Annotated in this window: 25 protein-coding genes; 8 read left to right on the forward strand and 17 right to left on the reverse strand. The window is 59.8% G+C overall.

The genetic code is table 11. The features are described from left to right. Position 1: 1 nt before the first annotated feature. The 3 genes from FX982_RS04975 (at position 2) to FX982_RS04985 (ending at position 2,766) form a co-directional block, all read left to right on the forward strand. Complete coding sequence (locus tag FX982_RS04975; protein ID WP_172609865.1) at positions 2–1,267, forward strand: ABC transporter permease; 1,266 nt, start codon at positions 2–4, stop codon at positions 1,265–1,267. 25 nt (positions 1,268–1,292) lie between these two features. Continuing rightward, positions 1,293–1,802 (forward strand): DUF3299 domain-containing protein, encoded by a 510-nt coding sequence (locus FX982_RS04980; protein ID WP_438826299.1) that lies wholly within the window; start codon positions 1,293–1,295, stop codon positions 1,800–1,802. A 277-nt stretch (positions 1,803–2,079) separates the two neighbouring features. Next, a complete protein-coding gene (locus FX982_RS04985) occupies positions 2,080–2,766 on the forward strand; it encodes an OmpW/AlkL family protein (RefSeq protein WP_122536836.1) in 687 nt (228 codons plus the stop codon). A gap of 82 nt (positions 2,767–2,848) precedes the next feature. On the opposite strand, the gene FX982_RS04990 is transcribed toward FX982_RS04985, so the two are convergent. Beyond that, on the reverse strand, positions 2,849–3,778 hold the full coding sequence (locus FX982_RS04990; protein WP_172609866.1) for an NAD-dependent epimerase/dehydratase family protein: 930 nt from the start codon (positions 3,776–3,778) through the stop codon (positions 2,849–2,851). Further along, positions 3,771–4,655, reverse strand: coding sequence for a sugar nucleotide-binding protein (locus FX982_RS04995; protein WP_172609867.1), 885 nt, complete (start codon positions 4,653–4,655; stop codon positions 3,771–3,773). Before FX982_RS04995 ends, FX982_RS04990 begins: the two co-directional genes overlap by 8 nt. A gap of 191 nt (positions 4,656–4,846) precedes the next feature. On the opposite strand from FX982_RS04995, the gene FX982_RS05000 reads away from it, so the two are divergent. After that, the gene (locus tag FX982_RS05000) at positions 4,847–9,160 is read left to right on the forward strand and encodes a DEAD/DEAH box helicase (protein WP_172609868.1); all 4,314 of its coding nucleotides are present in this window, start codon (positions 4,847–4,849) and stop codon (positions 9,158–9,160) included. Between the two features lie 51 nt (positions 9,161–9,211). Here the strand turns inward: FX982_RS05000 and FX982_RS05005 are convergent, their stop codons facing one another. Then, entirely contained in the window at positions 9,212–11,365 is a 2,154-nt protein-coding gene (locus tag FX982_RS05005) for a mechanosensitive ion channel family protein (RefSeq protein ID WP_172609869.1), read from the reverse strand. Between the two features lie 219 nt (positions 11,366–11,584). Here FX982_RS05005 and FX982_RS05010 point away from each other — a divergent pair, with 219 nt between their 5' ends. The 3 genes from FX982_RS05010 to FX982_RS05020 are packed head-to-tail and all read left to right on the forward strand — an operon-like array spanning position 11,585 to position 15,104. Then, positions 11,585–13,939 (forward strand): FdhF/YdeP family oxidoreductase, encoded by a 2,355-nt coding sequence (locus FX982_RS05010; protein WP_172609870.1) that lies wholly within the window; start codon positions 11,585–11,587, stop codon positions 13,937–13,939. A 57-nt stretch (positions 13,940–13,996) separates the two neighbouring features. Next, positions 13,997–14,575: a TetR/AcrR family transcriptional regulator gene (locus tag FX982_RS05015; RefSeq protein WP_172612987.1), complete on the forward strand. Its 579-nt coding sequence runs from the start codon at positions 13,997–13,999 to the stop codon at positions 14,573–14,575. 49 nt (positions 14,576–14,624) lie between these two features. Further along, complete coding sequence (locus FX982_RS05020; RefSeq protein WP_172609871.1) at positions 14,625–15,104, forward strand: DUF1348 family protein; 480 nt, start codon at positions 14,625–14,627, stop codon at positions 15,102–15,104. Between the two features lie 91 nt (positions 15,105–15,195). On the opposite strand, the gene FX982_RS05025 is transcribed toward FX982_RS05020, so the two are convergent. Then, positions 15,196–15,726: a single-stranded DNA-binding protein gene (locus tag FX982_RS05025; protein WP_172609872.1), complete on the reverse strand. Its 531-nt coding sequence runs from the start codon at positions 15,724–15,726 to the stop codon at positions 15,196–15,198. 9 nt (positions 15,727–15,735) lie between these two features. Further along, positions 15,736–17,130 carry an MFS transporter gene (locus FX982_RS05030; RefSeq protein WP_172609873.1) on the reverse strand — a complete coding sequence of 465 codons (1,395 nt, stop codon included), beginning with the start codon at positions 17,128–17,130 and terminating at the stop codon, positions 15,736–15,738. 190 nt (positions 17,131–17,320) lie between these two features. Here FX982_RS05030 and uvrA point away from each other — a divergent pair, with 190 nt between their 5' ends. Then, a complete protein-coding gene (gene uvrA, locus FX982_RS05035) occupies positions 17,321–20,155 on the forward strand; it encodes an excinuclease ABC subunit UvrA (RefSeq protein ID WP_172609874.1) in 2,835 nt (944 codons plus the stop codon). Between the two features lie 72 nt (positions 20,156–20,227). On the opposite strand, the gene bfr is transcribed toward uvrA, so the two are convergent. The 12 genes from bfr to rplR form a co-directional block, all read right to left on the reverse strand. Continuing rightward, the gene (gene bfr / locus FX982_RS05040; RefSeq protein WP_122623962.1) at positions 20,228–20,692 is read right to left on the reverse strand and encodes a bacterioferritin; all 465 of its coding nucleotides are present in this window, start codon (positions 20,690–20,692) and stop codon (positions 20,228–20,230) included. Positions 20,693–20,944: 252 nt separating this feature from the next. Then, entirely contained in the window at positions 20,945–21,331 is a 387-nt protein-coding gene (gene rplQ / locus FX982_RS05045) for a 50S ribosomal protein L17 (protein ID WP_074891753.1), read from the reverse strand. Between the two features lie 42 nt (positions 21,332–21,373). Continuing rightward, entirely contained in the window at positions 21,374–22,375 is a 1,002-nt protein-coding gene (locus FX982_RS05050; protein WP_007970428.1) for a DNA-directed RNA polymerase subunit alpha, read from the reverse strand. 22 nt (positions 22,376–22,397) lie between these two features. Further along, on the reverse strand, positions 22,398–23,018 hold the full coding sequence (gene rpsD, locus FX982_RS05055; RefSeq protein WP_037017742.1) for a 30S ribosomal protein S4: 621 nt from the start codon (positions 23,016–23,018) through the stop codon (positions 22,398–22,400). 18 nt (positions 23,019–23,036) lie between these two features. Further along, positions 23,037–23,426: a 30S ribosomal protein S11 gene (gene rpsK, locus FX982_RS05060; protein ID WP_002555466.1), complete on the reverse strand. Its 390-nt coding sequence runs from the start codon at positions 23,424–23,426 to the stop codon at positions 23,037–23,039. A 30-nt stretch (positions 23,427–23,456) separates the two neighbouring features. Further along, positions 23,457–23,813, reverse strand: a complete 357-nt coding sequence (rpsM, locus tag FX982_RS05065; RefSeq protein ID WP_037017739.1) for a 30S ribosomal protein S13 — start codon at positions 23,811–23,813, stop codon at positions 23,457–23,459. Positions 23,814–23,944: 131 nt separating this feature from the next. Further along, on the reverse strand, positions 23,945–24,061 hold the full coding sequence (gene rpmJ, locus FX982_RS05070) for a 50S ribosomal protein L36 (RefSeq protein ID WP_002555468.1): 117 nt from the start codon (positions 24,059–24,061) through the stop codon (positions 23,945–23,947). A 28-nt stretch (positions 24,062–24,089) separates the two neighbouring features. After that, complete coding sequence (gene secY / locus FX982_RS05075) at positions 24,090–25,421, reverse strand: preprotein translocase subunit SecY (protein ID WP_065988454.1); 1,332 nt, start codon at positions 25,419–25,421, stop codon at positions 24,090–24,092. Then, a complete protein-coding gene (rplO, locus tag FX982_RS05080) occupies positions 25,422–25,853 on the reverse strand; it encodes a 50S ribosomal protein L15 (protein WP_037017733.1) in 432 nt (143 codons plus the stop codon). Positions 25,854–25,856: 3 nt separating this feature from the next. Then, positions 25,857–26,033: a 50S ribosomal protein L30 gene (gene rpmD / locus FX982_RS05085; RefSeq protein WP_028621547.1), complete on the reverse strand. Its 177-nt coding sequence runs from the start codon at positions 26,031–26,033 to the stop codon at positions 25,857–25,859. A gap of 2 nt (positions 26,034–26,035) precedes the next feature. Continuing rightward, positions 26,036–26,536, reverse strand: a complete 501-nt coding sequence (rpsE, locus tag FX982_RS05090) for a 30S ribosomal protein S5 (RefSeq protein WP_037017729.1) — start codon at positions 26,534–26,536, stop codon at positions 26,036–26,038. A 3-nt stretch (positions 26,537–26,539) separates the two neighbouring features. After that, positions 26,540–26,890, reverse strand: a complete 351-nt coding sequence (gene rplR / locus FX982_RS05095; protein WP_037017727.1) for a 50S ribosomal protein L18 — start codon at positions 26,888–26,890, stop codon at positions 26,540–26,542. Positions 26,891–26,898: the final 8 nt, after the last annotated feature.

The raw sequence follows: 26,898 nt of genomic DNA on the forward strand, positions 1-26,898 counted from the left end.
GATGTATCTTCTTCGTCTGGCGCTGGCCAGCCTCGCCAACCGCCGCTTCACTGCCTTCCTCACCGCGTTCGCCATCGCCCTCTCCGTGTGCCTGCTGCTGGCGGTCGAACGGGTGCGCACCGAAGCGCGCGCGAGTTTCGCCAGCACCATCAGCGGGACGGACCTGATCGTCGGCGCGCGCTCGGGGTCGGTCAACCTGCTGCTGTATTCGGTGTTTCGCATCGGCAACGCCACCAACAACATTCGCTGGGACAGCTTCGAACACTTCGCCAACAGCAAACAGGTGAAGTGGGCGATCCCGATTTCCCTCGGCGACAGCCATCGCGGCTATCGCGTGATGGGCACCAACGAATCGTATTTCGAGCATTATCAGTACGGTCGTCAGCAACACCTGGAGCTGGCCGACGGCCGGCCGTTCGCCACCGACCCGTTCGAAGTGGTGCTCGGCGCGGAAGTGGCCGACGCGCTGCATTACAAGCTCGGTGACAAGCTGGTGCTGGCCCACGGCGTCGCAACGGTGAGTCTGGTCAAGCATGACGACAAGCCGTTCACCGTCGTAGGCATTCTCAAACGCACCGGCACGCCGGTGGACCGCACGTTGCACATTAGCCTCGGCGGTATGGAAGCGATTCACATCGACTGGCACAACGGCGTGCCCGCCCAAGGCGCCGGGCGTATCAGCGCCGACCAGGCACGCAACATGGACCTCACGCCCACCGCCATCACCGCCTTCATGCTTGGGCTGAACAGCAAGATCGCGACCTTTGCGGTGCAGCGCGACATCAACGGGTTCCGGGGCGAGCCGATGCTGGCGATCCTCCCTGGGGTGGCGTTGCAGGAGCTGTGGAGCCTCATGGGTACGGCTGAAAAAGCGCTGTTCGTGATTTCGCTGTTTGTCGTACTGACCGGGCTGATCGGCATGCTGACGGCGATTCTCACCAGCCTCAACGAGCGGCGTCGGGAGATGGCGATTCTGCGCTCGGTGGGGGCACGGCCTTGGCACATCGCCAGTCTGCTGGTGCTGGAAGCCTTCGCCCTGGCGCTGGGAGGTTCGGTTTGCGGGCTGGCGCTGCTTTACATCGGCATCGCCTCCGCGCAGGGTTACGTGCAGGCCAATTACGGTTTGTATCTGCCGCTGTCGCTGCCCAGCACGTACGAGTGGACGCTGCTGGCAGGCATTCTCGGCGCTGCCGTATTGATGGGGACCGTGCCCGCGTGGCGTGCCTATCGCCAGTCGCTGGCAGACGGGTTGTCGATTCGTTTATGAGGTCGTTGTGATGCGGATGGGTTGGATGCTGTTGATGATGCTCGTCGCGACGCCGTTGTGGGCGCAGGACCTGCGCGTGCTGACGTGGCAGGAGATGATCCCGCCCGACGCGCCGCCGGTGAAGCTGATCACCACGCCGATGCACAATCTGTCGAGCTTGGCGGATACACTGTCAGTCGAGTCCGCGCCCGCCGCCCATCAACTGGCGCCCCACGCGCCGGTGGTCAAGTCGCTGGACGGCCAGCAAGTGCGGCTGCCGGGTTACATCGTGCCGCTGGAAGTCAGCGAGGAAGGCCGGGTGACCGAGTTTCTGCTGGTGCCCTACTTCGGTGCCTGCATCCACGTGCCACCGCCGCCGCCGAATCAAATCGTCCACGTGACCAGCGAATTGGGCGTCAAGGTGGATGAGCTGTACCAACCCTACTGGATCGAAGGCCCGATGCAGGTTAAACCGTCGACCAGCGAGTTGGCCGATGCCGGTTACCAGATGGAAGCAGACAAGATTCTGGTCTACGAAATGCCGGATGAGCAGTAAGGGTCGTTAGCAGGAGGCGCATTGACGGACACGCGCAGTCCTCGTGGGAGCGAGCTTGCTCGCGAAGGGGACAAGACAACCGCTGCACTTCTAGCGCCTGGACCGCCGTCTTCGTGAGCAAGCTCACTCCCACAAAGGCTATGTTTACGCCGACACGGGCGTCGACCCTTCTATCATGGGCCGCCTTAATTAACGTTTTCATTGAGCCAGGTCAAAAACCGCGAACTAGACGCTTCGTAACATAGGGCATAACTTTTTACGCCCTTACGGAGCCCCCATGCACAAGTCCCTGCTCAGCGTGCCCCTGCTCGCGCTTGCACTCGGTGTCCCCCTCGCTGCTCACGCCCACCAGGCCGGTGATTTTATTATTCGCGCCGGTGCCGCCACCACAGCGCCCAACGAAGAAAGCGGAAACCTGAAGCTGGACGGCACCAAAGTCCCGGGCACCAAAGCGACGCTGGACAGCGACACTCAACTGGGCCTGGCCTTCGCCTACATGCTCACCGATCACGTGGGCCTTGAGCTGCTGGCGGCAACGCCCTTCCAGCACACAGTCGCCGTCAAAGGCCTGGGGCCGGGTCTGGATGGCAAGCTGGCGGACGTGAAACAGCTGCCGCCTACCCTGTCGCTGCAGTACTACCCGATGGACGCGACGTCGAAATTCCAGCCCTATGCCGGTGTCGGCGTGAACTACACCTGGTTCTACGACGAAAACCTGAGCAGCGAACGCAAGGGCCAGGGCATGAACAACCTGCACATCAAGAACTCCTGGGGCTGGGCCGGACAGATCGGCGCGGACTACATGCTGACGGACAAGATTATGGTCAACGCCGCCGTCTGGTACGTGGACATCGACACCCAAGCCACGCTGGACGGCCCGTCTGCACTGGGTGTCGGCCGGACCAAAGTGAACGTGGACGTCGATCCGTGGGTGTACATGGTCGGCGTGGGCTACAAGTTCTAAGCGCTTGAAGTTCGAAGCGCTTGCGCCCGAACGAGCATGCACAAAAAAGGCACCTCCTCGGTGCCTTTTTGCTGCGCGGGATTCAACGCCCCAGCAGTCGCGCCAGCCCGACCTTCAGCGGCGTCGGCTCAGGCACTTCAAAGCGCTCAAGCAAACGCTGATTGCTCGCCCGGGAATGCTTGATGTCCCCTGATCGCGCCGGCAGGTAACTCACCGGCGGCAGATCGCCGACCACCTCGGCAAGGGCTCCCAGCAATTCATTCAGCGAGGTGGTGGCGTTCAGGCCGACATTGACCGCGCCCTCTGCCACCGTCGGCATCTCGATCCCCTGCACGACCAGATCAACCAGGTCCTCGACGTAGAAGAAGTCGCGAGTCTGCTCGCCGTCACCGAAGACGGCAATCGGCAGGCCGTTTACCGCACGCTCCGCGAAGATGCTGATCACGCCGGAGTACGGCGATGAAGGATCCTGGCGCGGGCCGAAGATGTTGAAGAAGCGGAATACGACAGGCTCGAAGCCGTGCTGACGGCGATAGAAATCGAAGTAGTGCTCACCGGCTAATTTGTCCGACGCATACGGGGTCAGCGGTGCTTTGGGGGTGTCTTCGGTGATGGCCTCACCTTCGCCGTTGTTGCCGTACACCGCAGCGCTTGAAGCAAACACCACGCGTTTGATACCGGCCTGGCGCATGGCTTCGCAGACATTCAGCGTGCCGATGAAATTGCTCTGGTGCGTTTTCACCGGATCATCCACCGAGGCCTGCACCGACGCGACGGCAGCCAGATGCGCAACGGCCTGACAACCCACCGCCGCCCGGGCCACCAGCGCGGCATCGGCGACATCACCTTCGATCAACTCCACGCGTGGGTTGTCCAGCGGCAGGTTGCTGCGTTTGCCAGTGGACAGGTCGTCGAGGATGCGCACGGCGTAGCCTTTGGCGAGCAGCGCGTCGGTCAGGTGCGAACCGATGAAACCGGCGCCGCCGGTGATGAGGACAGGAGCATCAGACATGGCGGTAATAGCGGTCCAGTAGGTTGGGCAAGCCAGCACGCCAGGCGCGTGGCTTGATACCGAAAGTGTGGAGGATTTTCTTGCAGGCGAGCACGGCGTTCTGCGGCTCTTCGGCGGCATCCGGACGCGCGGCGTGGGCTTGCGCAGTCGGCGTTTCGATCGCCAGCGGGCGCAGCAGACGGGCTTCGGTCAACACGGCCTGACCAAACGCCAGTGGCGTGGTCGCTTCGTGGCCGGCGTAGTGGTAAGTGCCCCACAGCGGCGCGGCGCAATCAAGCTGCTTGAGCACCGAAATGATCACTCTTGCGGCATCGTCGACCGGGGTCGGATTGCCCCGACGGTCGTCCGCCAGCAGCAATTCACCGGGTGATTCGGCGCGGCTGAGAAAGCGCCCGAGTACGCCTTCGGCGCTGTCGTCGAGCAACCAGCCGAAACGCAGCAGCACATGCTGCGGGCAGGTGGCGCGCACGCTTTGCTCGATGCGCCATAAAGCCTGGCCACGGGAACCCAGCGGCACGGGCTCGTCTTTCTCGCTGTAAGCCGTCGCCCGCGAACCGTCGAACACGCGGTAGCTGGACGGCTGAACGAGGACGATGTTGTGGTGCTGGCACAGTTCGGCGAGACGCTCGACGGAGCGTTCCTGATTATCCAGCCTGTCAGCGCTTACCCGCTCCGCCTGAAACCAGTCGAAGTAATAAGCGAGATTGATCAAGGCATCCGGGCGGGTGTCATCGAGCAGTTGCGTCAGGCTTGCCGCATCCCAACCGTCTTGCGGTGGACGCGGCGCGAGGAATCCAATGTTCTCCTCGGCACCCAGACGAATCAACGCCTGCCCGAGGGCATTCCCGCCGCCCAGTAGCATAAGGCGCATTCGCATAGAGTCAGCAGGCTCAGTCTTCAGGTCGATTAAAAATAGGTGAAAAACGTCCGCAAACATAACACGTCGACGGGCAAGTCCCAACAGCCTCGGGCGCGCCGGACTGCGTGAAGCTGCTGAGGCGCGCCGCCGATCACTCGGCCCGGTATCTGCCTCTTGCATCTGCCTTCCTGCGCCCGCATTAATTAGCGATGAACCTTCTCCAGACACCCGACCCGGTGCTCGACGCCTTTCATCCGGCGGTCAGCGCGTGGTTTCGCTCCACGTTCCCGGCCATTACCGCGGCCCAGGCCCAGGCGTGGCCGCTGATCAAACGCCGCGAGTCCACGTTGATCGCCGCGCCCACCGGCTCCGGTAAAACCCTGACCGCCTTTCTGGCGGTCATCGATGATCTGGTGCATCAAGGGCTGGAGAGAGGCGGCGAGCTGCCCGATGAGACGTTTGTCGTTTACGTTTCGCCCTTGAAAGCGCTGTCCAACGACATCCAGATCAATCTGCAAAACCCGCTGGCGGGCATCACCGATCAATTGATTCAGCAAGGGCTGCCCGGGCTGCGAATCACCACCGCTGTGCGCACCGGCGACACGCCGCAGAAAGAACGCACGGCGATGCGTAAAACTGCGCCGAACATTTTGGTGACGACGCCGGAATCGCTGTACGTGCTGCTGGGCTCGGATTCCGGGCGGCGCATGTTGTCGAGCACGCAGACGGTCATCGTCGACGAAATTCACGCCATCGCCGCCGGCAAGCGTGGCAGTCATCTCGCCCTGACGCTGGAGCGTTTACAGGCGCTGTGCGCAAAACCGCTGCTGCGCATCGGGCTGTCGGCGACGCAGAAACCCATCGAGCGAGTCTCGCGCTTTCTGGTCGGCAGCGATCCGGTCAGCCGATCGTGCGCCATCGTCGACATCGGCCACGCGCGCCCTCGGGATCTGGCTATCGAAGTGCCGCCGGTGGCCCTGAGCGCCGTGATGTCCAGTGACGTCTGGCAACTGGTCTACGACCGGCTCGCTGTGCTGGCGCGTGGACATCGCACCACACTGATTTTTGTCAACACCCGGCGGCTGGCCGAGCGCATGGCGCGGCATCTGAGCGAGCGGCTGGGCAAAGAGGCGGTCGCCGCGCATCACGGGAGCATGGCCAAGGAACAGCGGCTCGAAGCCGAGCAGCGCCTGAAACGCGGTGAGCTCCAAGTCCTGATCGCCACCGCTTCGCTGGAATTGGGGATTGATATCGGCGACGTCGATCTGGTCTGCCAGATCAGCTCGCCCCGCTCCATCGCGTCCTTTTTGCAGCGCGTCGGCCGTTCCGGTCACCACGTAGGCGGCACGCCCAAGGGACGGCTGTTTGCTGTGTCTCGGGATGATCTGATCGAGTGCGCGGCGCTGCTGGATTGCGTGCGGCGCGGCGAGCTCGACACGCTGGTCATTCCCAAAGCACCGCTGGACGTCCTGGCGCAGCAGATCATCGCCGAAGTCAGTTGTCAGGAATGGCAGGAGCAGGACCTGCTGGCGCTGTTCCGCAAGGCTTCGCCCTACGCCGACGTTGACGAAGGCCATTATCAGGCGCTGTTGAGCATGCTCGCCGAGGGTTACAGCGGGCGTCAGGGCGTGCGCGCGGCGTACCTGCATCGCGACGCGGTAACCCGCACGTTGCGTGGTCGGCGCGGCAGCAAACTCACCGCGGTCACCAGCGGCGGCACGATTCCGGACAATGCCGATTACAGCGTGGTCCTCGAACCCCAGGCGCTCAACATCGGCACCGTCAACGAAGACTTCGCCGTGGAAAGCGCGGCGGGTGACATCTTCCAGCTGGGCAATACCTCTTACCGGATTCTGCGGGTCGAGTCCGGCCGCGTGCGGGTCGAGGACGCCCACGGCATGCCGCCGAACATCCCGTTCTGGATGGGCGAGGCCCCAGGGCGCAGCGATGAATTGTCTTTTGCCGTCGCACGTTTGCAGGCCGACATCGATGAGCAGCTCAGCGCCCATCCCGGCAACCTTCTGGCCTGCACCGACTGGCTGATGAAAAGCCTGGGCCTGGACCTCGCCAGCGCCGAGCAGATCATTGAATACCTCGCTCGCGCGCACTCGGCCCTGGGTGCGCTGCCGTCACAGGACACGCTGGTCATTGAGCGCTTTTTCGATCAATCCGGCGGCACGCAGCTGGTCATTCATTCCCCGTTCGGCAGCCGGGTCAATCGCGCGTGGGGCCTGGCGCTGCGCAAGCGCTTCTGCCGCACCTTCAACTTCGAGCTGCAAGCCGCCGCCAGCGAGGACGCGATCGTGCTGTCGCTGTCCACGGCGCACAGTTTTGCGCTCGATGAAGTCTGGCGTTATCTCAACTCCGCCACTGCCGAGCATTTACTGATTCAGGCAGTGCTGGATGCGCCGCTGTTCGGCGTGCGCTGGCGCTGGAACGCCGGTGTCGCACTGGCCCTGCCGCGTTACACCGGCGGGCGAAAAGTGGCGCCGCAGCTGCAGCGGATCAAGAGCGACGATTTGATTGCCACGGTGTTTCCGGACCAGATCGCCTGCCTGGAAAATCTGGTGGGCGAGCGGGAAGTGCCGGAGCATCCGCTGATCGAGCAGACCTTGGACGATTGCCTGCACGAAGCCATGGACGCCGAGAGCTGGCTGAAACTGCTGCGGCGCATGGAGAACGGCGAGGTGCGTCTGGTCAGTCGCGATTTGCCCGCGCCCTCGCCGCTGGCGGCGGAAATCCTCAACGCCAAGCCGTATGCGTTTCTCGACAACGCGCCGCTGGAAGAACGTCGCACCCAGGCGGTGCTCAATCGGCGCTGGAGCGACCCGGAATCCACCGACGATCTCGGCGCGCTGGATGTCGATGCGATCAAAGCGGTGGCCGATGAAGCCTGGCCGCAGCCGCAAAACGTGGATGAGATGCACGAGGCGCTCATGAGCCTGGGCTGCATCACCGGCGTGGAGGCCCGCGAGCACGGCGACTGGATGAAATGGCTGGAAAGCCTGGCCCGCTCGGGTCGTGGCACGCGCTTGCAGGTCACCCCGGAACAGGCGTTGTGGATTCCGCTGGAGCGGCTGACCTGTTTGCAGGCGCTCTACCCCGCTGCGGAAATGCACCCGCCGTTGGCGGCACTGGCCGGGTTCGACGAAGCGTGGAACGAGGACGAAGCGCGGGTTGAAATCGTGCGTGCGCGGCTGAGCGGTTTCGGCCCGCTCACCGTCCCGGCCATTGCCGAGCCGTTGGCGCTGACACAGAACGAGGTCGCTCAGGCGCTGGCGCAGCTGGAGAACGAAGGTTACGTGTTGCGCGGCCAGTTCAACCCTGACGCCCGCGAGGAAGAATGGTGCGAGCGGCATCTGCTGTCGCGCATCCACCGTTACACGGTCAAGCGCCTGCGCCGGGAAATCGAGCCTGTGTCGCTGCAAGACTTCACTCGATTCCTGTTCGACTGGCAGCATCTATCTGCCACGACCCGAAGCCAGGGCAAAGCCGCGCTGCCGGAAGTCGTCGCGCAGCTGGAGGGTTTCTCGTCGGCGGCAGGCGCGTGGGACAGTGATCTGCTGCCGGCACGCTTGAAGGATTATTCATCGATTTGGCTGGATGACCTGTGTCGGTCCGGCAAAGTGGTGTGGATGCGTCTGACCAGTCGCAGCAAGGTTGGCAGCGCCGCGTTGCGCAGTACGCCGATTGTGCTGCTGCCCCGACCTCAGGTTCGCCTGTGGACCGGGCTGACCGAGCAGCCGGCGCCGACCGAATTATCCCTGCGCGCGCAGAAGGTTCATGAGGTGTTGTCGAGCCAGGGTGCAATGTTTTTCGACGAGCTGACCGGCGAGGCGCACTTGCTGCGGGCCGAGCTGGAAACGGCGCTGCAGGAGCTGGTGGGCGCCGGGCTGGTTAATGCCGACAGTTTCGCCGGGCTGCGGGCGCTGATTACCCCGGCGAGCAAGCGCACCAGCCACACCAGCCGACGCAATCGCGGTGCGTTTATTGGCGGCATGGACGACGCCGGACGCTGGGCATTGTTGCGTCGCGCGCCGGCGAAGGAAGAAGGCGCGTCGCAAAGGATCGACAGCGACACGCTGGAGCATGTCGCAATGACGTTGCTGCGCCGATACGGTGTGGTGTTCTGGCGCCTGCTGGAGCGCGAGGCGGATTGGCTGCCAACCTGGCGCGAGTTGCTGCGCACGTTCCATCGGCTTGAGGCGCGCGGAGAGATCCGCGGCGGGCGCTTCGTGGCAGGCCTGGCGGGTGAACAGTTCGCGTTGCCCGAAGCCATCCCGTTGCTGCGCGAAGTCCGCAAACGTCCGCTGGACGGCAGCTTGATTGCCGTCAGCGGGGTCGACCCGCTCAATCTCGCCGGGACGCTGCTGCCCGGCGCGAAAGTCCCGGCGATTGTGGGCAATAAGCTGGTTTACCGCGACGGCATCCCCATCGCCGCCATTATCGCCGGCAAGCCGCAGTACTGGGGCGAGGTGGATGAGGCGCTGATGTTGCAGGTGCGCGATCGGCTGTTCAGATAAGCGCAGCCGAGTGGGGCGTGTTACGACGCTCGACTCGGCTGTGGCCCGATCTCAGGCAGGGCTTTCTGACCCGTCCTTGTTCACCACCGAGGTCTTGCCGGGCAGCGCTTGTTGCTCGGCGCCCTCTTCCCCTTCAGGTGCCTGACGATTGTGCGGGCTCATCACCAGTTGTGGATAAGTTTGGGCGAAGCGCACCTCCGCCGACTTATCCACAAGTCGCTTGAGTCGATCGTTGAACGCCCGACTGACTGCATACTGCCCGCCCGATGACGTACGGAACTGCGCCGTGATCACAATGCCGTTCATGTCCATGCGGTCCAGCCCGAACACTTCTAGCGGCCCCTGCAGTTTGCTCGCCAGTAGCAGATCATCGCTGATCGACTGGCCCGCTTCACGAATCAGCGAGGTCGCCGCGTCTACGTCCGTGTCGTAGGTGAACTGGAACGAGAAGAACGCGTAGGCGAATTGCCGGGACTGGTTGGTGACGGCCTTGATCTGCCCGAACGGCACCGAATGCACGAAGCCCTTACCGTCGCGCAGACGCAGGGTGCGGATGGTCAGGCTCTCGACCGTACCGGCGTGGCCTGAATCCAGCACCACCCAGTCGCCGATGGAGATGGTGTCCTCGATGATGATGAACAGCCCGGTAATGACGTCCTGCACCAACTGCTGCGAACCGAAACCGATCGCCAGACCGACCACCCCGGCACCGGCCAGCAGCGGCGCGACGTTGATGCCCAGATTGGCCATGGTCGTGATGGTGCAGATCACCACCAGGATGATCTTCATCGCGTTGCGCAGCAGCGGCAGAATGGTCTTAACCCGCGTGCTCGGCTGACGCCCGGAACGTCCGTTGGCCGGAGGCTTCAGGGCTTCCTGAATGGCCGTGTCCATCACCACCCACAGCAGCCAGGTCACCAGCAAAATCAAACCGATGCTGCTCAGCGAATCGCTGATCACCTTGCCCAGTGCATTGCGTTGGGCGAATTCGAGCAGCGAAAAACCCCAGATTCGCCCCAGCAGCTCGATGAAGCCGATCGCCAGCGCAATACGCATGACCGCGTGCAACAGGCTCAGCAAACGCTCCTTGTAAACACTGTTGGTTCGCACCTCGGTGGGCTTGAACATGTGCTGAAACAAGGTGCTGAGAAACACCGCACCAATCAACAACACCGTCGTCAGCAACGCACAACGCAGGGCTTCCTGACTGCCTTCGCCGGCGCCGATGAGATTCACGGCCGAGACCAGAATCATCAGCAGAATCGGCAAATGCCACAGGCTGGAGAAGATCTTCAGCGTCTGTTGCACCGCGGGCCGCGCCAGCCGGGCGCCGAGGGAACGGTTGCGGATCAGATGCGCGATCGGCCGACGCATGCGGATGACGACCATGCCAAACATGACCGACGCCATCAGCCCGGTGAACGCGGCGATGCTGGTGGTCACGTTGCCGCCGAACAGCCGGGCAATCTGCGGACTGGTCAGCGCGTCGCTCAACGCCGCGAGAAAGCCGATGATGAACAACGGGTGCGGCGCGTAGTGACGAATGATGCGCACCGCTGGCCGTTTGTGGCCCGAATTGAACAGCACGATCAGCGACAACAGCACGGATGTGGAGAAAATCCCGCTGCTGGTCGAGTACGCCAGACACAGCGCCAGCGCGCGCCCCACCGAGGTCGGCATGAAGTGACTGACGTAGAGCGTCAGCGGCAGGCAGATCAGCGCCGGCACCATGTACGGCAACACATAGCCCAGCACCCCGACCACGCGATCGCGGCGAATCAGGAACCGATGCCGTGATAACCGAGTGACGAGAAACGCGCCGATGCGGTTGAGCAGCAGGAACGCGCCCGCCCACACCAGGGACAGCATCACGAAATCGCCGGCGATCCGCCACGCTGAGCGCGACTGCGGTTTGTTGACCAGCGCGTCGATCTCGTCAGCGGCTCGGTCGGCGCGCAGGCGCCAGGAGTCGAGCAAGTGGCCATCTACATCGAGCTTGTCTTGCACGCTGTCGATGCTGGAACTGATGGCGCCGAGCAATCCGCCTTTGACCAAAATCTCCGCTTTGGCAGGATCCTCTGGCGCCGGGTCGGCAGGTGCGGCAGCGGGAGCAGTGGCAGCGGCGGGGGCGTCGGCGGCTTGAACATTGACGCTGAAAACGCTCAACAGCAGGCACAGCAACAGAAAGGGTTTGAAATTCGGCAAAACGCGAGTCACTCCTTCGGTCAGGGAACCGTGGAAAAATAGGCCTTCTGGAACTGATCGAATTTCATCCGGCAAGTTCGTTTCCTAGGCGCAATCGTCATGTTGGCCGTTGACGGTCCGCCCGCCAGCAAATGTAACGAACCTTTACCGAGCCGCTTCGTCGTAGCCTTAACGAGGGCGACTGTCTCCAGTGCGCCCGCTCCGCCGAGGATCAACCCCATGTCGCTCATCCATCCCAAAGCCCATTACCGCCCCTACACGTCTGCCGCCGGCGGCTGGGGCTCGGCAAAGTCGGTGATGGAGATCCTCTGGCGCGAGCAGGCGCCGATTCGAGCAGGCCTGCCGCTGATCAAGCAAAACAAGCCCGGCGGGTTTGCCTGCGTCAGCTGCGCGTGGGCCAAGCCCGGCAAACCCCACAGCCTCGAGTTTTGCGAAAACGGCGCGAAGGCCACGGCCTGGGAGCTGACGTCGCGCAAGACCGACCCGGCCTTTTTCGCCGGTCACACGCTCACCGAACTGCGCCAGTGGCCCGATTACGACCTGGAGCAACAGGGCCGCCTCACGCACCCCATGCGGTACAACGCTGCGACCGATCGCTACCAGGAAACCACGTGGGAGGAAGCCTACCGTGACATTGGCGCGCAGCTGAAAAGCATGACGCCCGACAGCGTGGTTTTTTATGCATCGGGCCGGGCCTCGCTGGAAACGTCGTTCATGTACCAGCTCATCGCCCGCGCCTACGGCAACAACAATTTGCCCGACAGCTCGAACATGTGCCACGAGAGCACCTCGGTCGGCTTGCAGGAAAGTATCGGCGTGCCTGTAGGAACGGTGACCCTGGATGACTTCGAGCACACTGACTGCATCCTGTTTTTCGGCCAGAACGTGGGCAGCAACAGCCCGCGGATGCTGCACCAACTGCGTGAAGCCCGGCAGCGTGACGTGCCGATCATCACGTTCAACCCGATCCGCGAGCGCGGCCTCGAGCGCTTCGTCAATCCGCAGTCCCCGGTGGAAATGCTCGGGCCGAAGTCGACGGTCATCAGCACCCAATACCATCAGTTGGCAATCGGTGGCGACACGGCGGTTGTGCTAGGCATCGCCAAGTCGCTGTTTGAGATGGACGAGGCGGCGCTGGCAAAGGGTCAGCCCGGGATCATCGATCAGGCGTTTATCGCCCAGCACACTGAAGGGTTCGCCGAGTTCTGCAACTGCGTGCTCGAAACACCGTGGGAAACCATCGAGCGTCAGGCAGGACTCAGCCGTAGCGCGCTGGAGGCAGTAGCGACGGTGTACGCCAGACATGAGCGAGTGATGTTGGTTTACGGCATGGGCATCACCCAACACCGGCGCGGCGTGACCAACGTGCAGATGCTGGTGAACCTGCTCCTGCTACGCGGCAACATCGGCAAGCGCGGTGCCGGGATCTGCCCGGTGCGCGGTCATTCCAATGTGCAAGGGCAGCGCACGGTCGGCATTACCGAAGACCCGAAAAAGATTCCTGTGGATAAGATTGAGGAATTATACGGTTTCACGGTCCCGTCGAAAAAAGGCCTGAACACCGTCGAGACCTGCGAAGGACTTCTGGACGGGAGCGTGCGCGGATTCATCGGGCTCGGCGGGAATTTTCTGCGCGCAGTCCCTGACACATCGCGCATGGAGCCGGCCTGGAATACATTGGACCTGAACGTTCAGATCGCCACGAAGCTGAACCGCACGCATCTGGTTCCGGGGAAAAACGCGTGGATACTGCCCTGCCTCGGGCGCATCGAAAAGGATGTGCAAGACGGCGTCGAGCAGGTTTATACCACCGAAGACAGCACCGGCTGCGTGCGAGCCTGGCAGGGTAATAGCGAACCGGCCAGCGCCCATGCCCGTGCCGAGGTCGCCATTCTCGCTGGCATCGCCGAGGCAACATTACCCGGTGCCACCCGAATCGATTGGAGCGCCTGGCGCCGCGATTACGCGCTGATTCGTCAGGGCATCGCTCAGGTCTACCCCGAGATTTTCCACGACATGGAAACCCGCATGTGGGAACCCGGAGGCTTCCACCGACCCCTTGCGGCGGCTAAGCGCGAATGGAAAACCGAGAGCGGCCGCGCGATGTTCATCACGCCCGAGCTGCTGGAAGAAAACGATGATGTGTACCCGAACCACACGCGTCGCGACGTGCTGCAGTTGATGACGCTGCGCAGCAATGACCAGTTCAACACCACGATCTATGGCTACGAAGATCGCTTCCGGGGCGTCAGCGGCACCCGTGCAGTCATTTTCATGAACCGCAACGATGTCCTCCGACTGGGCTTCACACCGGGAGACTGGGTCAACGTGACTACAGCCATCGAGCCACAGGTCTCGCGTTCGGTAGGACCTCTGCAGATCATCGCCTACGACATCCCCGAAAACTGCTGCGCGGCGTATTACCCTGAATGCAATCCACTGGTTCCGCTGTGGCATCACGCTGAACGCAGCAAGGTGCCTGCTGCCAAATCGATTCCGGTTACGCTGGCCAAGGCTTCACCCAGCGCAGAGGATTTGAAACGTGCGCTGCCGGAGTCCGACCAAGTGCGTTGAGCCTGTTTTTGAATGAGCGGCTTGACGTGGGAGAACGTACGTTCTACCTTCAACGTCATGAATACATCAACGACCAACACCCGCGAGAAAATCCTCGCGACCGCCGAACAGCTTATTTACCAGAACGGCATCCAGGCCACCGGCATGGACCTTTTGGTGAAGACGTCGGGCGTCGCGAGGAAAAGCATCTATCGCTATTTCGCTACCAAAGACGAGGTCGCGGCCGCTGCGCTCAACGCCCGTGACGTGCGCTGGATGGACTGGTTTCGGAGTGAATCAAACAAGGCCGACACCCCTGAAGCGCGCATCCTGAATATGTTTGACGTGCTCAAAGGCTGGTTCGAGTCCGAAGGCTTTCGCGGCTGCGCATTTATCAACACGGCAGGCGAAGTCGGCGACTCAGAGGACCCTATCCGTCTGATCGCCAAGCTGCACAAACAGAAGCTGCTGGACTACACGCTGGGGCTCTGCGAGCAGCTTGGGATTGCAGATCCGCAGGCCTTGGCCAACCAGTTACTCATCCTCATGGAAGGCGCAATCACCGTTGCCCGCGTCATGGGCGACTACAGCGCTGCAGAAAGCGCCAAGGCTGTTGCGCAGTTAATACTTGAAGAACGCTTGCGTTCCAGTTCCTAGCCATACACGTCCCACTCACCGCCGAATCATCACCGCCTGGAGGTCCATCATGTCGTCCAATGCCCAGACTCGCCCGCCACTTCCCCCTTTCACTCGAGAATCCGCCATCGAAAAGGTCCGCCTGGCGGAAGATGGCTGGAACAGCCGGGACGCTGAAAAGGTGTCGCTGGCCTACACACTCGACACCCAATGGCGCAATCGCGCTGATTTCGCCGGGAACCGTGAAGAGGCTAAGCAGTTTCTGATCCGCAAGTGGAATAAAGAGCTCGACTACCGCTTGATCAAAGAGCTCTGGGCATTTACCGACAACCGCATTGCGGTCCGTTACGCCTACGAATGGCACGATGACTCAGGGAACTGGTTCCGCTCGTATGGCAATGAAAACTGGGAATTCAATGAAGACGGCCTAATGGCGAGACGCTTCGCTTGCATCAATGACATGCCCATCAAAGAAGCGGATCGCAAGTTTCACTGGCCGCTGGGCCGCCGACCTGATGACCATCCCGGGTTGTCGGATCTGGGTCTGTAGTCCCCGAACGATACTCAAAACAAAGCCCCCGACAGCTGAGCTGTACGGGGGCTTTTGTTTGCAGCGTTATCGCGATTGGGTCATGCGCAGCTTAGAACGGAATATCGTCATCGAAGCTGTCGAAATCAGGCGCTGGCTGCGGCGCTTGTTGAGGCGCAGGACGTGATTCACGCTGTGGCTGAGGAGCGGACTGCTGCGGACGGGCCTGCTGCTGCGGACGCGGCGCGGAGTTCTGATAACCGCCACCACCCTGACCCTGAGGAGCACCGTCGCCTTGAGGACGGCCACCCAGCAACTGCATGGTGCCTTGCATGTCGACGACGATTTCGGTCGTGTAACGCTTGATGCCGTCTTTTTCCCACTCGCGGGTCTGCAGCTTGCCTTCGATGTAGACCTGTGAACCCTTGCGCAGGTACTCGCCAGCGATCTCGGCGACCTTGCCGAACATCGAAACACGGTGCCATTCGGTCTTCTCGACCTTCTGACCGGTTTGCTTATCGGTCCACTGTTCGCTTGTTGCCAGACTCAGGTTGGTCACGGCATTACCGTTAGGCATGTAGCGGACTTCGGGATCCTGGCCGCATGTGCCGACCAATATGACTTTGTTAACCCCACGGGCCATAACGTTCTCCTAGGCTTCACACGTTTCCGACGCTGGATTGACCACTTCGTCGAAAGACGCCCGATCCAACAGTTCTTTGTCAAATTTGATATAGATGGCAGCCTCGTCGGCAACCACTACTGCATCTGTTACTCCACGTACGGCCAACACGCGATCGGCAAGGCCTGTGTCGCGTTGAGCCTCGGGCGACAACGGCAAGCGAAGGCTGGTTACGTAGGGAGGTTCGCGCATGGTAACAGCAAACGCGAGCCAGATGGCGGCCAGCCCGGCGCCTCCCAGGAACACCACATTCAGTCCGCCGTGCTGGAAAAGCCACCCTCCCAAGATGCCCCCGGCAGCAGAACCCAGGAACTGACTGGTGGAATAAATCCCCATCGCCGTGCCCTTCCCACCCGCCGGTGACACTTTGCTGATCAGCGACGGCAACGACGCTTCGAGCAAATTGAATGCGGTAAAGAAGACCACCGTGCCGATGACCAGCGCTCGCAGCGTGTCGCCGAACTCCCAGAAGAATAGTTCAGTGAGCATCAGCACCAGCACGGCGCCGAGCAAAACACGCTTCATCTGACGTTTCTTTTCGCCGTAGATGATGAAAGGGATCATCGCGAAGAAAGAAATCAGCAGCGCAGTCAGATAGACCCACCAGTGCTGCTCTTTGGGCAGGCCGGCTTTTTCGACCAGCGCCAATGGCAACGCCACGAAACTGGACATCAGCATGGCGTGCAACGCGAAGATACCCAGATCCAGACGCAACAGGTCAGGATGACGAAGCGTCGCCCCCAACGCCTGTCGCGCCAGACCGGATTCGCGGTGCTGCAGGGTAACCGTGGACTTGGGCACGACGAAGGCAACGATCGCCACGCCGACAAGCGCCATCGCGCCCGTCGCCAGAAACAGACCTGACAAGCCGAATGCACCGGTCAGAATGGGGCCGACCACCATCGCAACGGCGAAGGACACGCCAATCGTCATGCCAATCATGGCCATGGCTTTGGTGCGGTGCTGCTCGCGGGTCAAATCGGAAAGCAACGCCATGACCGCAGCGGAAATAGCACCCGCGCCTTGCAAAACCCGACCGGCGATTACGCCCCAGATGGAGGTGGACTGGGCCGCCAGCACGCTGCCGAGCGCAAACACGATCAGGCCCAGATAAATGACGGGGCGACGGCCAATGCGATCAGAGATGATGCCAAACGGAATCTGCAACACCGCTTGTGTCAGGCCGTACGCGCCGATGGCCAGACCGATGAGTGGCGGGCTTGCGCCGGCCAGGTCCATTCCGTAAGTGGCAAGTACGGGCAGCACCATGAACATGCCAAGCATACGGAAGGCGAACACTAGCGCCAGACCGCCCGCGGCGCGGGTTTCGCTGCCGCTCATGCGCTCGCTGTGAGAATCGTGCATGAAGGAACCTCGTATGAACCGGCGGCGATTCTACCAGTCCCATCGTTGAGAGCACATACGACGGTTTGCCGCGCATCGCAGGAAGTTTCTTTTTTTCCGGGTGAGGCAGCCCCAGCTTCAATAGTGTGTATCCATCCAGTATTTGCCCGTATACTTCCACGTTTTACACGCCCGCCGTGCGAGGCCAGCTTTGGACAAGATCTTGATTCGTGGGGCTCGAACCCACAACCTGAAGAACATCGACCTGACCCTTCCACGCGACAAGCTGATCGTCATCACCGGATTGTCCGGCTCAGGAAAATCGTCCCTCGCGTTCGATACGCTCTATGCCGAGGGCCAGCGTCGCTACGTCGAATCGCTGTCCGCCTACGCGCGCCAGTTCCTGTCGATGATGGAGAAGCCGGACGTCGATACGATCGAAGGTCTGTCGCCCGCCATTTCCATCGAGCAAAAGTCCACGTCCCACAACCCACGCTCGACCGTCGGCACCATCACCGAGATCTACGACTACCTGCGTTTGCTATATGCGCGGGTGGGTCAGCCGCGTTGCCCGGATCACGACATTCCCCTGGAGGCGCAAACCGTCAGTCAGATGGTCGACCTGGTCCTGGCCCAGCCGGAAGGCGCCAAACTGATGCTGCTTGCCCCCGTGGTACGGGAGCGAAAAGGCGAGCACCTGGCAGTCTTCGAAGAGCTTCGCGCTCAGGGTTTCGTCCGGGCTCGGGTGAACGGTCGGCTGTGCGAGCTGGACGAACTTCCCAAGCTCGATAAACAGAAGAAGCACTCGATCGATGTCGTCGTTGACCGCTTCAAGGTGCGGTCGGACCTGCAACAGCGTTTGGCCGAATCTTTTGAGACCGCGCTGAAGCTGGCTGACGGCATCGCGCTGGTGGCGCCGATGGACGACGAGCCCGGCGAAGAGATCATTTTCTCCGCGCGATTCGCTTGCCCGATCTGTGGCCATGCGATCAGCGAGCTGGAACCAAAGCTGTTCTCGTTCAACAACCCTGCAGGCGCATGTCCGACCTGCGACGGGCTGGGCGTGAAGCAATTCTTCGACACCAAACGCCTGGTCAATGGCGAACTCACGCTGGCAGAAGGCGCGATTCGAGGCTGGGACAGGCGAAACGTCTATTACTTCCAGATGCTCGGCTCGCTGGCAAAACATTACCGCTTCAGCCTTGAGGTGCCGTTCAAGGAACTGCCTGCGGATTTGCAGAAGGTGCTGCTCGGCGGCAGCGGTAAGGACAGCGTTGATTTCCGTTACCTTAACGACCGCGGCGACATCGTTAAACGTGCGCACCCGTTTGAAGGCATCGTTCCCAACCTCGAGCGGCGCTATCGCGAAACTGAATCGACCACGGTTCGCGAGGAGTTGGCGAAGTTTCTCAGCACGCAGCCGTGCCCCGAGTGCCGTGGCACGCGGTTGCGCCGAGAGGCACGTCACGTATGGGTTGGTGAGAAGACACTTCCAGCCGTTACCAACATGCCAATTGGCGACGCTACCCACTATTTTGGTGAGTTGAAGCTCACGGGCCGCCGCGGCGAGATTGCCGACAAGATTCTCAAGGAAATTCGCGAACGCCTGCAGTTCCTCGTCAACGTTGGGTTGGACTATCTGACACTGGACCGGAGCGCCGACACGCTCTCCGGTGGCGAGGCGCAGCGAATTCGTCTGGCCAGCCAAATCGGCGCAGGCCTCGTCGGCGTGATGTACATCCTCGATGAGCCTTCAATCGGCTTGCATCAGCGCGATAACGATCGGCTGCTGGATACGTTGCGGCACCTGCGAGACATCGGTAATACGGTCATCGTGGTCGAGCACGACGAAGACGCAATTCGACTAGCCGACTATGTGGTCGACATCGGTCCGGGTGCAGGCGTGCATGGCGGCAAGATTGTCGCGGAAGGCACGCCACAGGAAGTGATGGATCATCCGGACTCGCTGACGGGCAAATACCTGTCGGGCCGGGTGAAGATCGCCGTGCCTGCCAAGCGAACGCCTCGTAATAAAAAGCTGTCGCTCAAACTCAAAGGCGCGCGGGGCAACAATCTGCGCAATGTCGATCTTGAAATACCGATTGGCTTGCTGACCTGCGTGACAGGCGTGTCGGGCTCGGGCAAGTCGACGCTGATCAACAACACCCTGTTCCCGCTCAGTGCCACTGCACTCAATGGAGCAACAACGCTCGAGGCGTCGGCACACGACAGCATTGACGGCCTGCAGCACCTGGACAAAGTCGTTGATATTGACCAGAGCCCTATTGGACGTACGCCGCGATCCAACCCTGCGACGTACACCGGGCTGTTTACGCCAATCCGTGAGCTGTTCGCGGGCGTGCCTGAATCAAGATCCCGGGGTTACGGACCTGGCCGATTCTCTTTCAACGTCAAGGGTGGTCGCTGCGAAGCGTGCCAAGGTGACGGCCTGATCAAGGTCGAGATGCATTTTCTGCCTGACATCTACGTCCCTTGCGATGTGTGCAAGAGCAAGCGATACAACCGTGAAACCCTTGAGGTGAAGTACAAGGGCAAGAACGTTCACGAGGTCCTGGAGATGACGATCGAGGAAGCGAGGGCGTTTTTCGACGCCGTGCCTGCCCTCGCTCGGAAATTGCAAACGCTGATGGATGTGGGTCTGTCCTATATCAAGCTGGGCCAGTCAGCGACTACGCTTTCGGGTGGTGAAGCGCAGCGGGTGAAGCTGTCGCGCGAGCTGTCAAAGCGTGACACCGGCAAAACCTTGTACATCCTCGACGAGCCCACCACCGGCCTGCACTTCGCGGATATTCAGCAACTGCTGGACGTCTTGCATCGACTTCGCGACCACGGCAACACGGTTGTTGTTATCGAGCACAACCTGGATGTGATCAAGACAGCCGACTGGCTGGTCGACCTAGGCCCCGAAGGGGGTTCGAAAGGCGGACAGATCATCGCAACCGGTACGCCAGAGCAGGTGGCGGACATGAAACAGTCCTACACCGGCCACTATCTGAAGCCGCTTCTGGAGCGCGATCGCGCTTGATTGCATCGTCCTGATAAAAAGCCCCTGTCGCGATATGCGGCAGGGGCTTTTTTGTAGCGGCGGTTTCAGTTCTCAGAACTGCGACTGGAGATAATTCTCGAGGCCGATGGATTTGATCAGGCCCAGCTGTTTTTCAAGCCAATAGGTGTGATCTTCTTCCGTGTCAGCGAGCTGAATGCGGAGGATGTCACGGCTTACATAATCCCTGTGCTGCTCACAGAGCGCGATGCCTTTGCATAGCGCGGCTCGCACCTTGTACTCCAGGCGAAGGTCGCTGGCGAGCATCTCGGGGACCGTAGTACCCACATCCAAGTCGTCAGGACGCATGCGTGGGGTGCCTTCGAGCATCAGAATCCGGCGCATCAACGCATCAGCGTGTTGAGCCTCTTCTTCCATCTCGTGATTGATACGTTCGTACAGCTTGCTGAAACCCCAATCTTCGTACATCCGCGAGTGGACAAAATACTGGTCGCGCGCAGCGAGTTCGCCTGTCAGCAGCGTGTTGAGGTAATCAATTACATCCGGGTGGCCTTGCATCGCCGTCCATCTCTTGGTGAAAGGCGTTAGTTTGAACCAACCAGCCTGGTTGGTCACCCCAGGGGATAGCAAATAAACGCGGAAACCCGGCGAAATTCGGACATTTGGTATCGAAAACGCCGGTAAATGAGGAGGGTTCCGTTTATCACTTAGAATCACCGCTGATTGAGCAAAGTCCGGCCATCCAAGAGGCTTTGTTGCAGACAACAAAAAACCGGGCACTAGGCCCGGTTTTTTGTAGTGACTGATGTCTTATTCAGCGGCTTCTACAGAGCCACCGACAGGACGATCAACCAGTTCGACGTACGCCATTGGCGCGTTGTCGCCAGCGCGGAAGCCACACTTGAGGATGCGCAGGTAGCCACCCTCACGAGTTGCGTAACGCTTGCCCAGATCGTTGAACAGTTTGCCGACCATTTCTTTCGAACGGGTACGGTCAAATGCCAGACGACGGTTAGCAACGCTGTCAATCTTGGCCAAGGTGATCAGCGGCTCAGCAACGCGACGCAGTTCTTTGGCTTTCGGCAGGGTAGTTTTGATCAGCTCGTGCTCGAACAGCGACACCGCCATGTTTTGGAACATGGCCTTACGGTGAGAGCTGGTACGGCTCAGGTGACGTCCACTTTTACGATGACGCATGGTTCATTCCTTACCAAACACTACGTTCGGTGATTACGACGATCAGGCAGTCGCCTTGTCGTCCTTCTTAAGACTTGCAGGCGGCCAGTTGTCGAGGCGCATGCCGAGGGAGAGACCACGAGAAGCCAGAACGTCCTTGATCTCGGTCAAGGATTTCTTGCCCAGGTTCGGAGTCTTCAACAGTTCTACTTCGGTGCGCTGAATCAGGTCGCCGATGTAGTAAATGTTCTCCGCCTTAAGGCAGTTGGCCGAACGTACGGTCAGTTCCAAATCGTCAACCGGACGAAGCAGGATCGGATCGATCTCGTCTTCCTGTTCGACTACAACGGGTTCGCTGTCACCTTTGAGGTCGACGAACGCAGCCAACTGCTGTTGCAGAATGGTTGCTGCACGACGGATAGCCTCTTCAGGATCCAGAGTACCGTTGGTTTCCAGATCGATAACCAGCTTGTCCAGGTTGGTACGTTGCTCGACACGGGCGTTTTCCACCACGTATGCAATGCGACGAACCGGGCTGAACGAAGAGTCGAGCTGCAAGCGACCAATGCTGCGGCTTTCGTCTTCATCGCTCTGACGCGAGTCTGCTGGTTCATAACCGCGACCACGAGCTACAACGAGCTTCATGTTCAGGGCGCCGTTAGACGCCAGGTTAGCGATTACGTGATCGGGGTTCACGATCTCGACATCATGATCCAGCTGAATATCGGCAGCGGTAACCACCCCCGAACCCTTCTTCGACAAGGTCAGCGTAACTTCGTCTCGACCGTGCAGCTTGATAGCCAGACCTTTAAGGTTCAACAGGATTTCAATGACATCTTCCTGTACGCCTTCGATGGCGCTGTACTCATGGAGTACACCGTCTATCTCGGCCTCGACTACTGCACAGCCGGGCATGGAGGACAACAGGATGCGGCGCAGCGCGTTGCCCAGGGTATGGCCGAAACCACGCTCGAGAGGCTCGAGCGTGATTTTGGCGCGGGTCGGACTGACAACCTGCACATCAATGTGGCGGGGTGTCAGGAACTCATTTACCGAAATCTGCATGGATGCACCTATTTTCTAGCCCTTACTTGGAGTAGAGCTCGACAATCAGGCTTTCGTTGATGTCGGCGGACAGATCACTGCGGGCTGGGACGCTTTTGAAGACGCCAGATTTTTTCTCAGTGTCTACTTCTACCCATTCTACGCGGCCACGTTGGGCACACAGATCGAGAGCCTGGACAATACGCAGTTGGTTCTTCGCTTTTTCGCGAATTGCCACTACGTCACCAGCACGGACCTGGTAGGACGGAACGTTCACGGTTTTGCCGTTTACGCTTACCGACTTGTGCGATACCAGCTGACGCGATTCGGCACGAGTCGAACCGAAGCCCATGCGGTATACAACGTTGTCCAGACGGCATTCGAGCAGTTGCAGCAGGTTCTCACCAGTTGCGCCTTTCTTGCCGGCAGCTTCTTTGTAGTAACCGCTGAACTGACGCTCGAGAACGCCATAAATACGACGGACTTTCTGCTTTTCACGCAGTTGGGTGCCGTAGTCGGACTGGCGACCGCGGCGCTGGCCGTGGATACCAGGTGCTGCTTCGATGTTGCACTTCGATTCGATCGCGCGCACGCCGCTCTTCAGAAAGAGATCGGTGCCTTCACGACGAGCGAGTTTGCATTTTGGACCAATGTAACGAGCCATTCTTTACAATCTCCTGGATTACACGCGGCGCTTCTTCGGCGGACGGCACCCGTTATGCGGGATTGGCGTCACGTCGGTGATGCTGGCGATCTTGTAGCCGCAGCCGTTCAAAGCACGGACAGCAGATTCACGACCTGGACCTGGACCTTTGACGTTGACGTCGAGGTTTTTCAGGCCGTATTCCAGCGCAGCTTGACCAGCACGTTCAGCAGCTACTTGAGCAGCAAACGGCGTGGACTTGCGAGAACCGCGGAAACCCGAACCACCGGAGGTTGCCCAGGAAAGAGCGTTACCTTGACGGTCGGTGATGGTCACGATTGTGTTGTTAAAAGATGCATGGATGTGGGCGATGCCATCAACCACTGTCTTTTTAACTTTTTTACGAGGACGAGCAGCAGGTTTTGCCATGATTTAATTCCTGTCGATTCGCTGGGGCGATTACTTGCGGATCGGCTTACGCGGACCTTTACGGGTACGCGCGTTAGTCTTGGTACGCTGACCGCGCACTGGAAGACCACGACGATGACGCAGACCGCGATAGCAACCGAGGTCCATCAAGCGCTTGATTTTCATGTTGATTTCGCGACGCAGATCACCTTCAGTGGTGAACTTCGCGACTTCGCCACGCAGCTGTTCAATCTGCTCGTCGCTCAGATCTTTGATCTTCACCGCCGGGTTAACCCCGGTAGTAGCACAGATTTTGTGTGCAGTTGTGCGACCAACACCATAGATGTAGGTCAGCGAGATAACAGTATGCTTGTTATCTGGAATGTTAACGCCTGCAATACGGGCCATTCAGTGGGACTCCAATTGACAGCTACCTACGCCCCGGAAGCCAAGAAATAGGGCGCGAGATAATATCGCTGTAATAACAAATAATCAACCCAGCAGCGCACTAGCTGCTGGGCTTTTAGCACAGATCACATTTAGCCTTGGCGCTGCTTGTGACGTGGTTCCGCGCTGCAAATTACTCGAACAACACCTTCGCGGCGAATAATCTTGCAGTTGCGGCACAGCTTTTTCACCGATGCACGAACTTTCATCACCAACTCCTCGAACCTTATGGGTGCTTCAGCGCAGCATGCCGCTGCCGTAGCCCTTCAGGTTGGCTTTCTTCATCAGGGATTCATACTGGTGCGAAACGAGGTGCGATTGCACTTGGGACATGAAGTCCATCACAACCACGACCACGATCAGCAACGAGGTCCCGCCAAGGTAAAACGGCACGTTTGCAGCGACCACGAGAAACTGTGGAAGCAGGCATACGGCCATCATGTAGAGAGCACCGAACATGGTCAGACGAGTCAGAACGCCATCAATATAGCGTGCAGACTGCTCACCAGGACGAATGCCCGGAATAAAGGCACCGGACTTCTTCAGGTTTTCCGCTACGTCTTTCGGATTGAACATCAACGCCGTATAGAAGAAGCAGAAGAAAATAATCCCTGCACTAAACAGCAGAATATTCAACGGCTGACCAGGTGCGATCGACTGCGAGATGTCCTGCAACCAGCCCATACCCTCAGACTGACCGAACCAGGCACCCAGCGAAGCCGGAAACAGCAAGATGCTGCTCGCGAAGATGGCAGGAATTACGCCCGCCATGTTCACTTTCAAGGGCAAGTGGCTCGTCTGCGCTGCGAAGACCTTGCGGCCCTGCTGACGCTTGGCGTAGTGAACAGCAATACGACGCTGACCACGCTCGATGAATACCACGAAACCGATGATCGCTACTGCCAGCAAACCGATGGCGACCAAAGCGAAGATATTGATATCACCTTGACGCGCAGACTCGAAAGACTGCCCGATCGCCCTCGGAAGACCGGCGACGATACCCGAAAAAATCAACATCGAGATACCGTTGCCAACACCGCGCTCAGTGATCTGCTCGCCCAGCCACATCATGAACAGTGCACCAGCAACAAACGTGGTAACTGCAACGAAGTGGAAGCCGATATCTGCTGAGAACGCAACGCCCTGACCGGCCAAACCAATGGACATGCCAATGGCTTGAACCAAGGCCAGGACGACGGTGCCATAGCGGGTGTACTGGCTGATCTTACGACGACCAGCCTCACCTTCCTTCTTCAACTGCTCCAGCTGTGGGCTGACTGCGGTCATGAGCTGCATGATGATCGATGCCGAGATATACGGCATGATCCCCAGTGCAAAGATGCTCATGCGCTCCAGCGCACCGCCGGAAAACATGTTGAACAAGCTAAGAATGGTCCCCTCATTCTGTCGAAACAGGTCCGCCAGTCGGTCAGGGTTGATACCCGGAACTGGAATATGCGCACCGATCCGATAGACGATAATCGCCAGGAACAGGAAACGCAGACGAGCCCAGAGTTCGGACAACCCGCCGCTTTTGCCTAGCGCTGAGAGAGCACCTTGCTTAGCCATTTATTCCTCGAACTTGCCGCCAGCTGCTTCGATAGCCGCACGCGCACCTTTGGTGGCTGCGATACCTTTGAGGGTGACTGCGCGAGTAACCTCACCGGACAGCATGATTTTCACACGCTGCACGTTTTGGTTGATCACGTTGGCATCCTTCAGGGACTGCACAGTGACGACGCCTTCTACTTTAGCCAGCTCGGAGGTGCGAACTTCAGCACGATCCATAGCTTTCAAAGAGACGAAGCCGAACTTAGGCAGACGACGATGCAACGGCTGTTGGCCGCCTTCGAAGCCCGGAGCAATGGTGCCACCGGAGCGGGAGGTCTGACCTTTGTGGCCACGGCCACCGGTCTTACCCAAACCGCTACCGATACCACGGCCCGGACGATGCTTTTCGCGACGGGAACCCGGCGCTGGACTCAGATCATTGAGTTTCATCGATTAACCCTCGACGCGCAGCATGTAGTAAGCCTTGTTGATCATCCCACGGTTTTCCGGGGTATCAACGACTTCTACAGTGTGACCGATGCGACGCAGACCCAAACCCTTAACGCACAATTTGTGGTTAGGGATGCGGCCGGTCATGCTTTTGATCAGCGTTACTTTAACGGTAGCCATGATCAGAAGATCTCCTGGACGTTCAGGCCGCGTTTAGCAGCGATGGACTCAGGGGACTGCATGGTTTTCAAACCCTTGAACGTTGCGTGAACAACGTTGACCGGGTTAGTCGAACCGTAGCACTTGGCCAGAACGTTGTGGACGCCAGCAACTTCGAGGACGGCGCGCATTGCACCGCCAGCGATGATGCCAGTACCTTCCGACGCAGGCTGCATGTAAACCTTCGAAGCCCCATGAGCGGACTTGATGGCGTACTGCAGCGTAGTGCCGTTCAGATCAACCTGGATCATGTTGCGGCGAGCAGCTTCCATTGCCTTCTGGATCGCGGCAGGCACTTCACGTGACTTGCCACGGCCGAAGCCAACGCGCCCTTTACCATCACCAACCACGGTCAACGCGGTGAAGGTGAAGATACGGCCGCCTTTAACGGTTTTTGCTACGCGATTAACTTGTACCAGCTTCTCGATGTAGCCTTCGTCGCGTTTTTGGTCGTTATTTGACATAACTTAGAACTCCAGCCCGCCTTCACGAGCAGCATCAGCCAGCGCCTTAACGCGACCGTGGTACTTGAAGCCAGAACGATCAAAAGCCACTTGCGATACACCGGCGGCTTTCGCACGCTCAGCGATCAGCTGGCCAACTTTAGTGGCCGCGTCGATGTTGCCAGTGGCGCCATCACGCAGTTCTTTGTCCAAAGTCGAGGCGTTTGCCAGGACTTTGCTGCCGTCGGCCGAGATGACCTGGGCATAAATGTGCTGCGAAGAGCGGTACACGCAGAGACGCACGACTTCGAGTTCGTGCATTTTCAGGCGTGCTTTGCGAGCGCGACGCAGTCGGGTAACTTTTTTGACGGTCATTTGCTATG

It is taken from the genome of Pseudomonas graminis (genome assembly GCF_013201545.1).
GTDB lineage: Bacteria > Pseudomonadota > Gammaproteobacteria > Pseudomonadales > Pseudomonadaceae > Aquipseudomonas.

What these genes read in the sequence shown, in the direction of transcription:
- FX982_RS05050 (WP_007970428.1), bottom strand. Translation starts at nt 22,375, where the DNA reads ATGCAGATTTCGGTAAATGAGTTCCTGACACCCCGCCACATTGATGTG.
- rplQ (WP_074891753.1), bottom strand. Translation starts at nt 21,331, where the DNA reads ATGCGTCATCGTAAAAGTGGACGTCACCTGAGCCGTACCAGCTCTCAC.
- FX982_RS04985 (WP_122536836.1), top strand. Translation starts at nt 2,080, where the DNA reads ATGCACAAGTCCCTGCTCAGCGTGCCCCTGCTCGCGCTTGCACTCGGT.
- rpsM (WP_037017739.1), bottom strand. Translation starts at nt 23,813, where the DNA reads ATGGCCCGTATTGCAGGCGTTAACATTCCAGATAACAAGCATACTGTT.
- rpsD (WP_037017742.1), bottom strand. Translation starts at nt 23,018, where the DNA reads ATGGCTCGTTACATTGGTCCAAAATGCAAACTCGCTCGTCGTGAAGGC.
- bfr (WP_122623962.1), bottom strand. Translation starts at nt 20,692, where the DNA reads ATGCAAGGCCACCCGGATGTAATTGATTACCTCAACACGCTGCTGACA.
- rplO (WP_037017733.1), bottom strand. Translation starts at nt 25,853, where the DNA reads ATGAAACTCAATGATCTGAGTCCAGCGCCGGGTTCCCGTCGCGAAAAG.
- rpmD (WP_028621547.1), bottom strand. Translation starts at nt 26,033, where the DNA reads ATGGCTACCGTTAAAGTAACGCTGATCAAAAGCATGACCGGCCGCATC.
- FX982_RS05025 (WP_172609872.1), bottom strand. Translation starts at nt 15,726, where the DNA reads ATGGCCCGTGGGGTTAACAAAGTCATATTGGTCGGCACATGCGGCCAG.
- FX982_RS05030 (WP_172609873.1), bottom strand. Translation starts at nt 17,130, where the DNA reads ATGCACGATTCTCACAGCGAGCGCATGAGCGGCAGCGAAACCCGCGCC.
- FX982_RS05015 (WP_172612987.1), top strand. Translation starts at nt 13,997, where the DNA reads ATGAATACATCAACGACCAACACCCGCGAGAAAATCCTCGCGACCGCC.
- FX982_RS04990 (WP_172609866.1), bottom strand. Translation starts at nt 3,778, where the DNA reads ATGTCTGATGCTCCTGTCCTCATCACCGGCGGCGCCGGTTTCATCGGT.
- rpsE (WP_037017729.1), bottom strand. Translation starts at nt 26,536, where the DNA reads ATGTCAAATAACGACCAAAAACGCGACGAAGGCTACATCGAGAAGCTG.
- FX982_RS04980 (WP_438826299.1), top strand. Translation starts at nt 1,293, where the DNA reads ATGCTGTTGATGATGCTCGTCGCGACGCCGTTGTGGGCGCAGGACCTG.
- FX982_RS05020 (WP_172609871.1), top strand. Translation starts at nt 14,625, where the DNA reads ATGTCGTCCAATGCCCAGACTCGCCCGCCACTTCCCCCTTTCACTCGA.
- rpsK (WP_002555466.1), bottom strand. Translation starts at nt 23,426, where the DNA reads ATGGCAAAACCTGCTGCTCGTCCTCGTAAAAAAGTTAAAAAGACAGTG.
- FX982_RS04975 (WP_172609865.1), top strand. Translation starts at nt 2, where the DNA reads ATGTATCTTCTTCGTCTGGCGCTGGCCAGCCTCGCCAACCGCCGCTTC.
- FX982_RS05010 (WP_172609870.1), top strand. Translation starts at nt 11,585, where the DNA reads ATGTCGCTCATCCATCCCAAAGCCCATTACCGCCCCTACACGTCTGCC.
- FX982_RS05000 (WP_172609868.1), top strand. Translation starts at nt 4,847, where the DNA reads ATGAACCTTCTCCAGACACCCGACCCGGTGCTCGACGCCTTTCATCCG.
- rpmJ (WP_002555468.1), bottom strand. Translation starts at nt 24,061, where the DNA reads ATGAAAGTTCGTGCATCGGTGAAAAAGCTGTGCCGCAACTGCAAGATT.
- secY (WP_065988454.1), bottom strand. Translation starts at nt 25,421, where the DNA reads ATGGCTAAGCAAGGTGCTCTCTCAGCGCTAGGCAAAAGCGGCGGGTTG.
- FX982_RS04995 (WP_172609867.1), bottom strand. Translation starts at nt 4,655, where the DNA reads ATGCGAATGCGCCTTATGCTACTGGGCGGCGGGAATGCCCTCGGGCAG.
- rplR (WP_037017727.1), bottom strand. Translation starts at nt 26,890, where the DNA reads ATGACCGTCAAAAAAGTTACCCGACTGCGTCGCGCTCGCAAAGCACGC.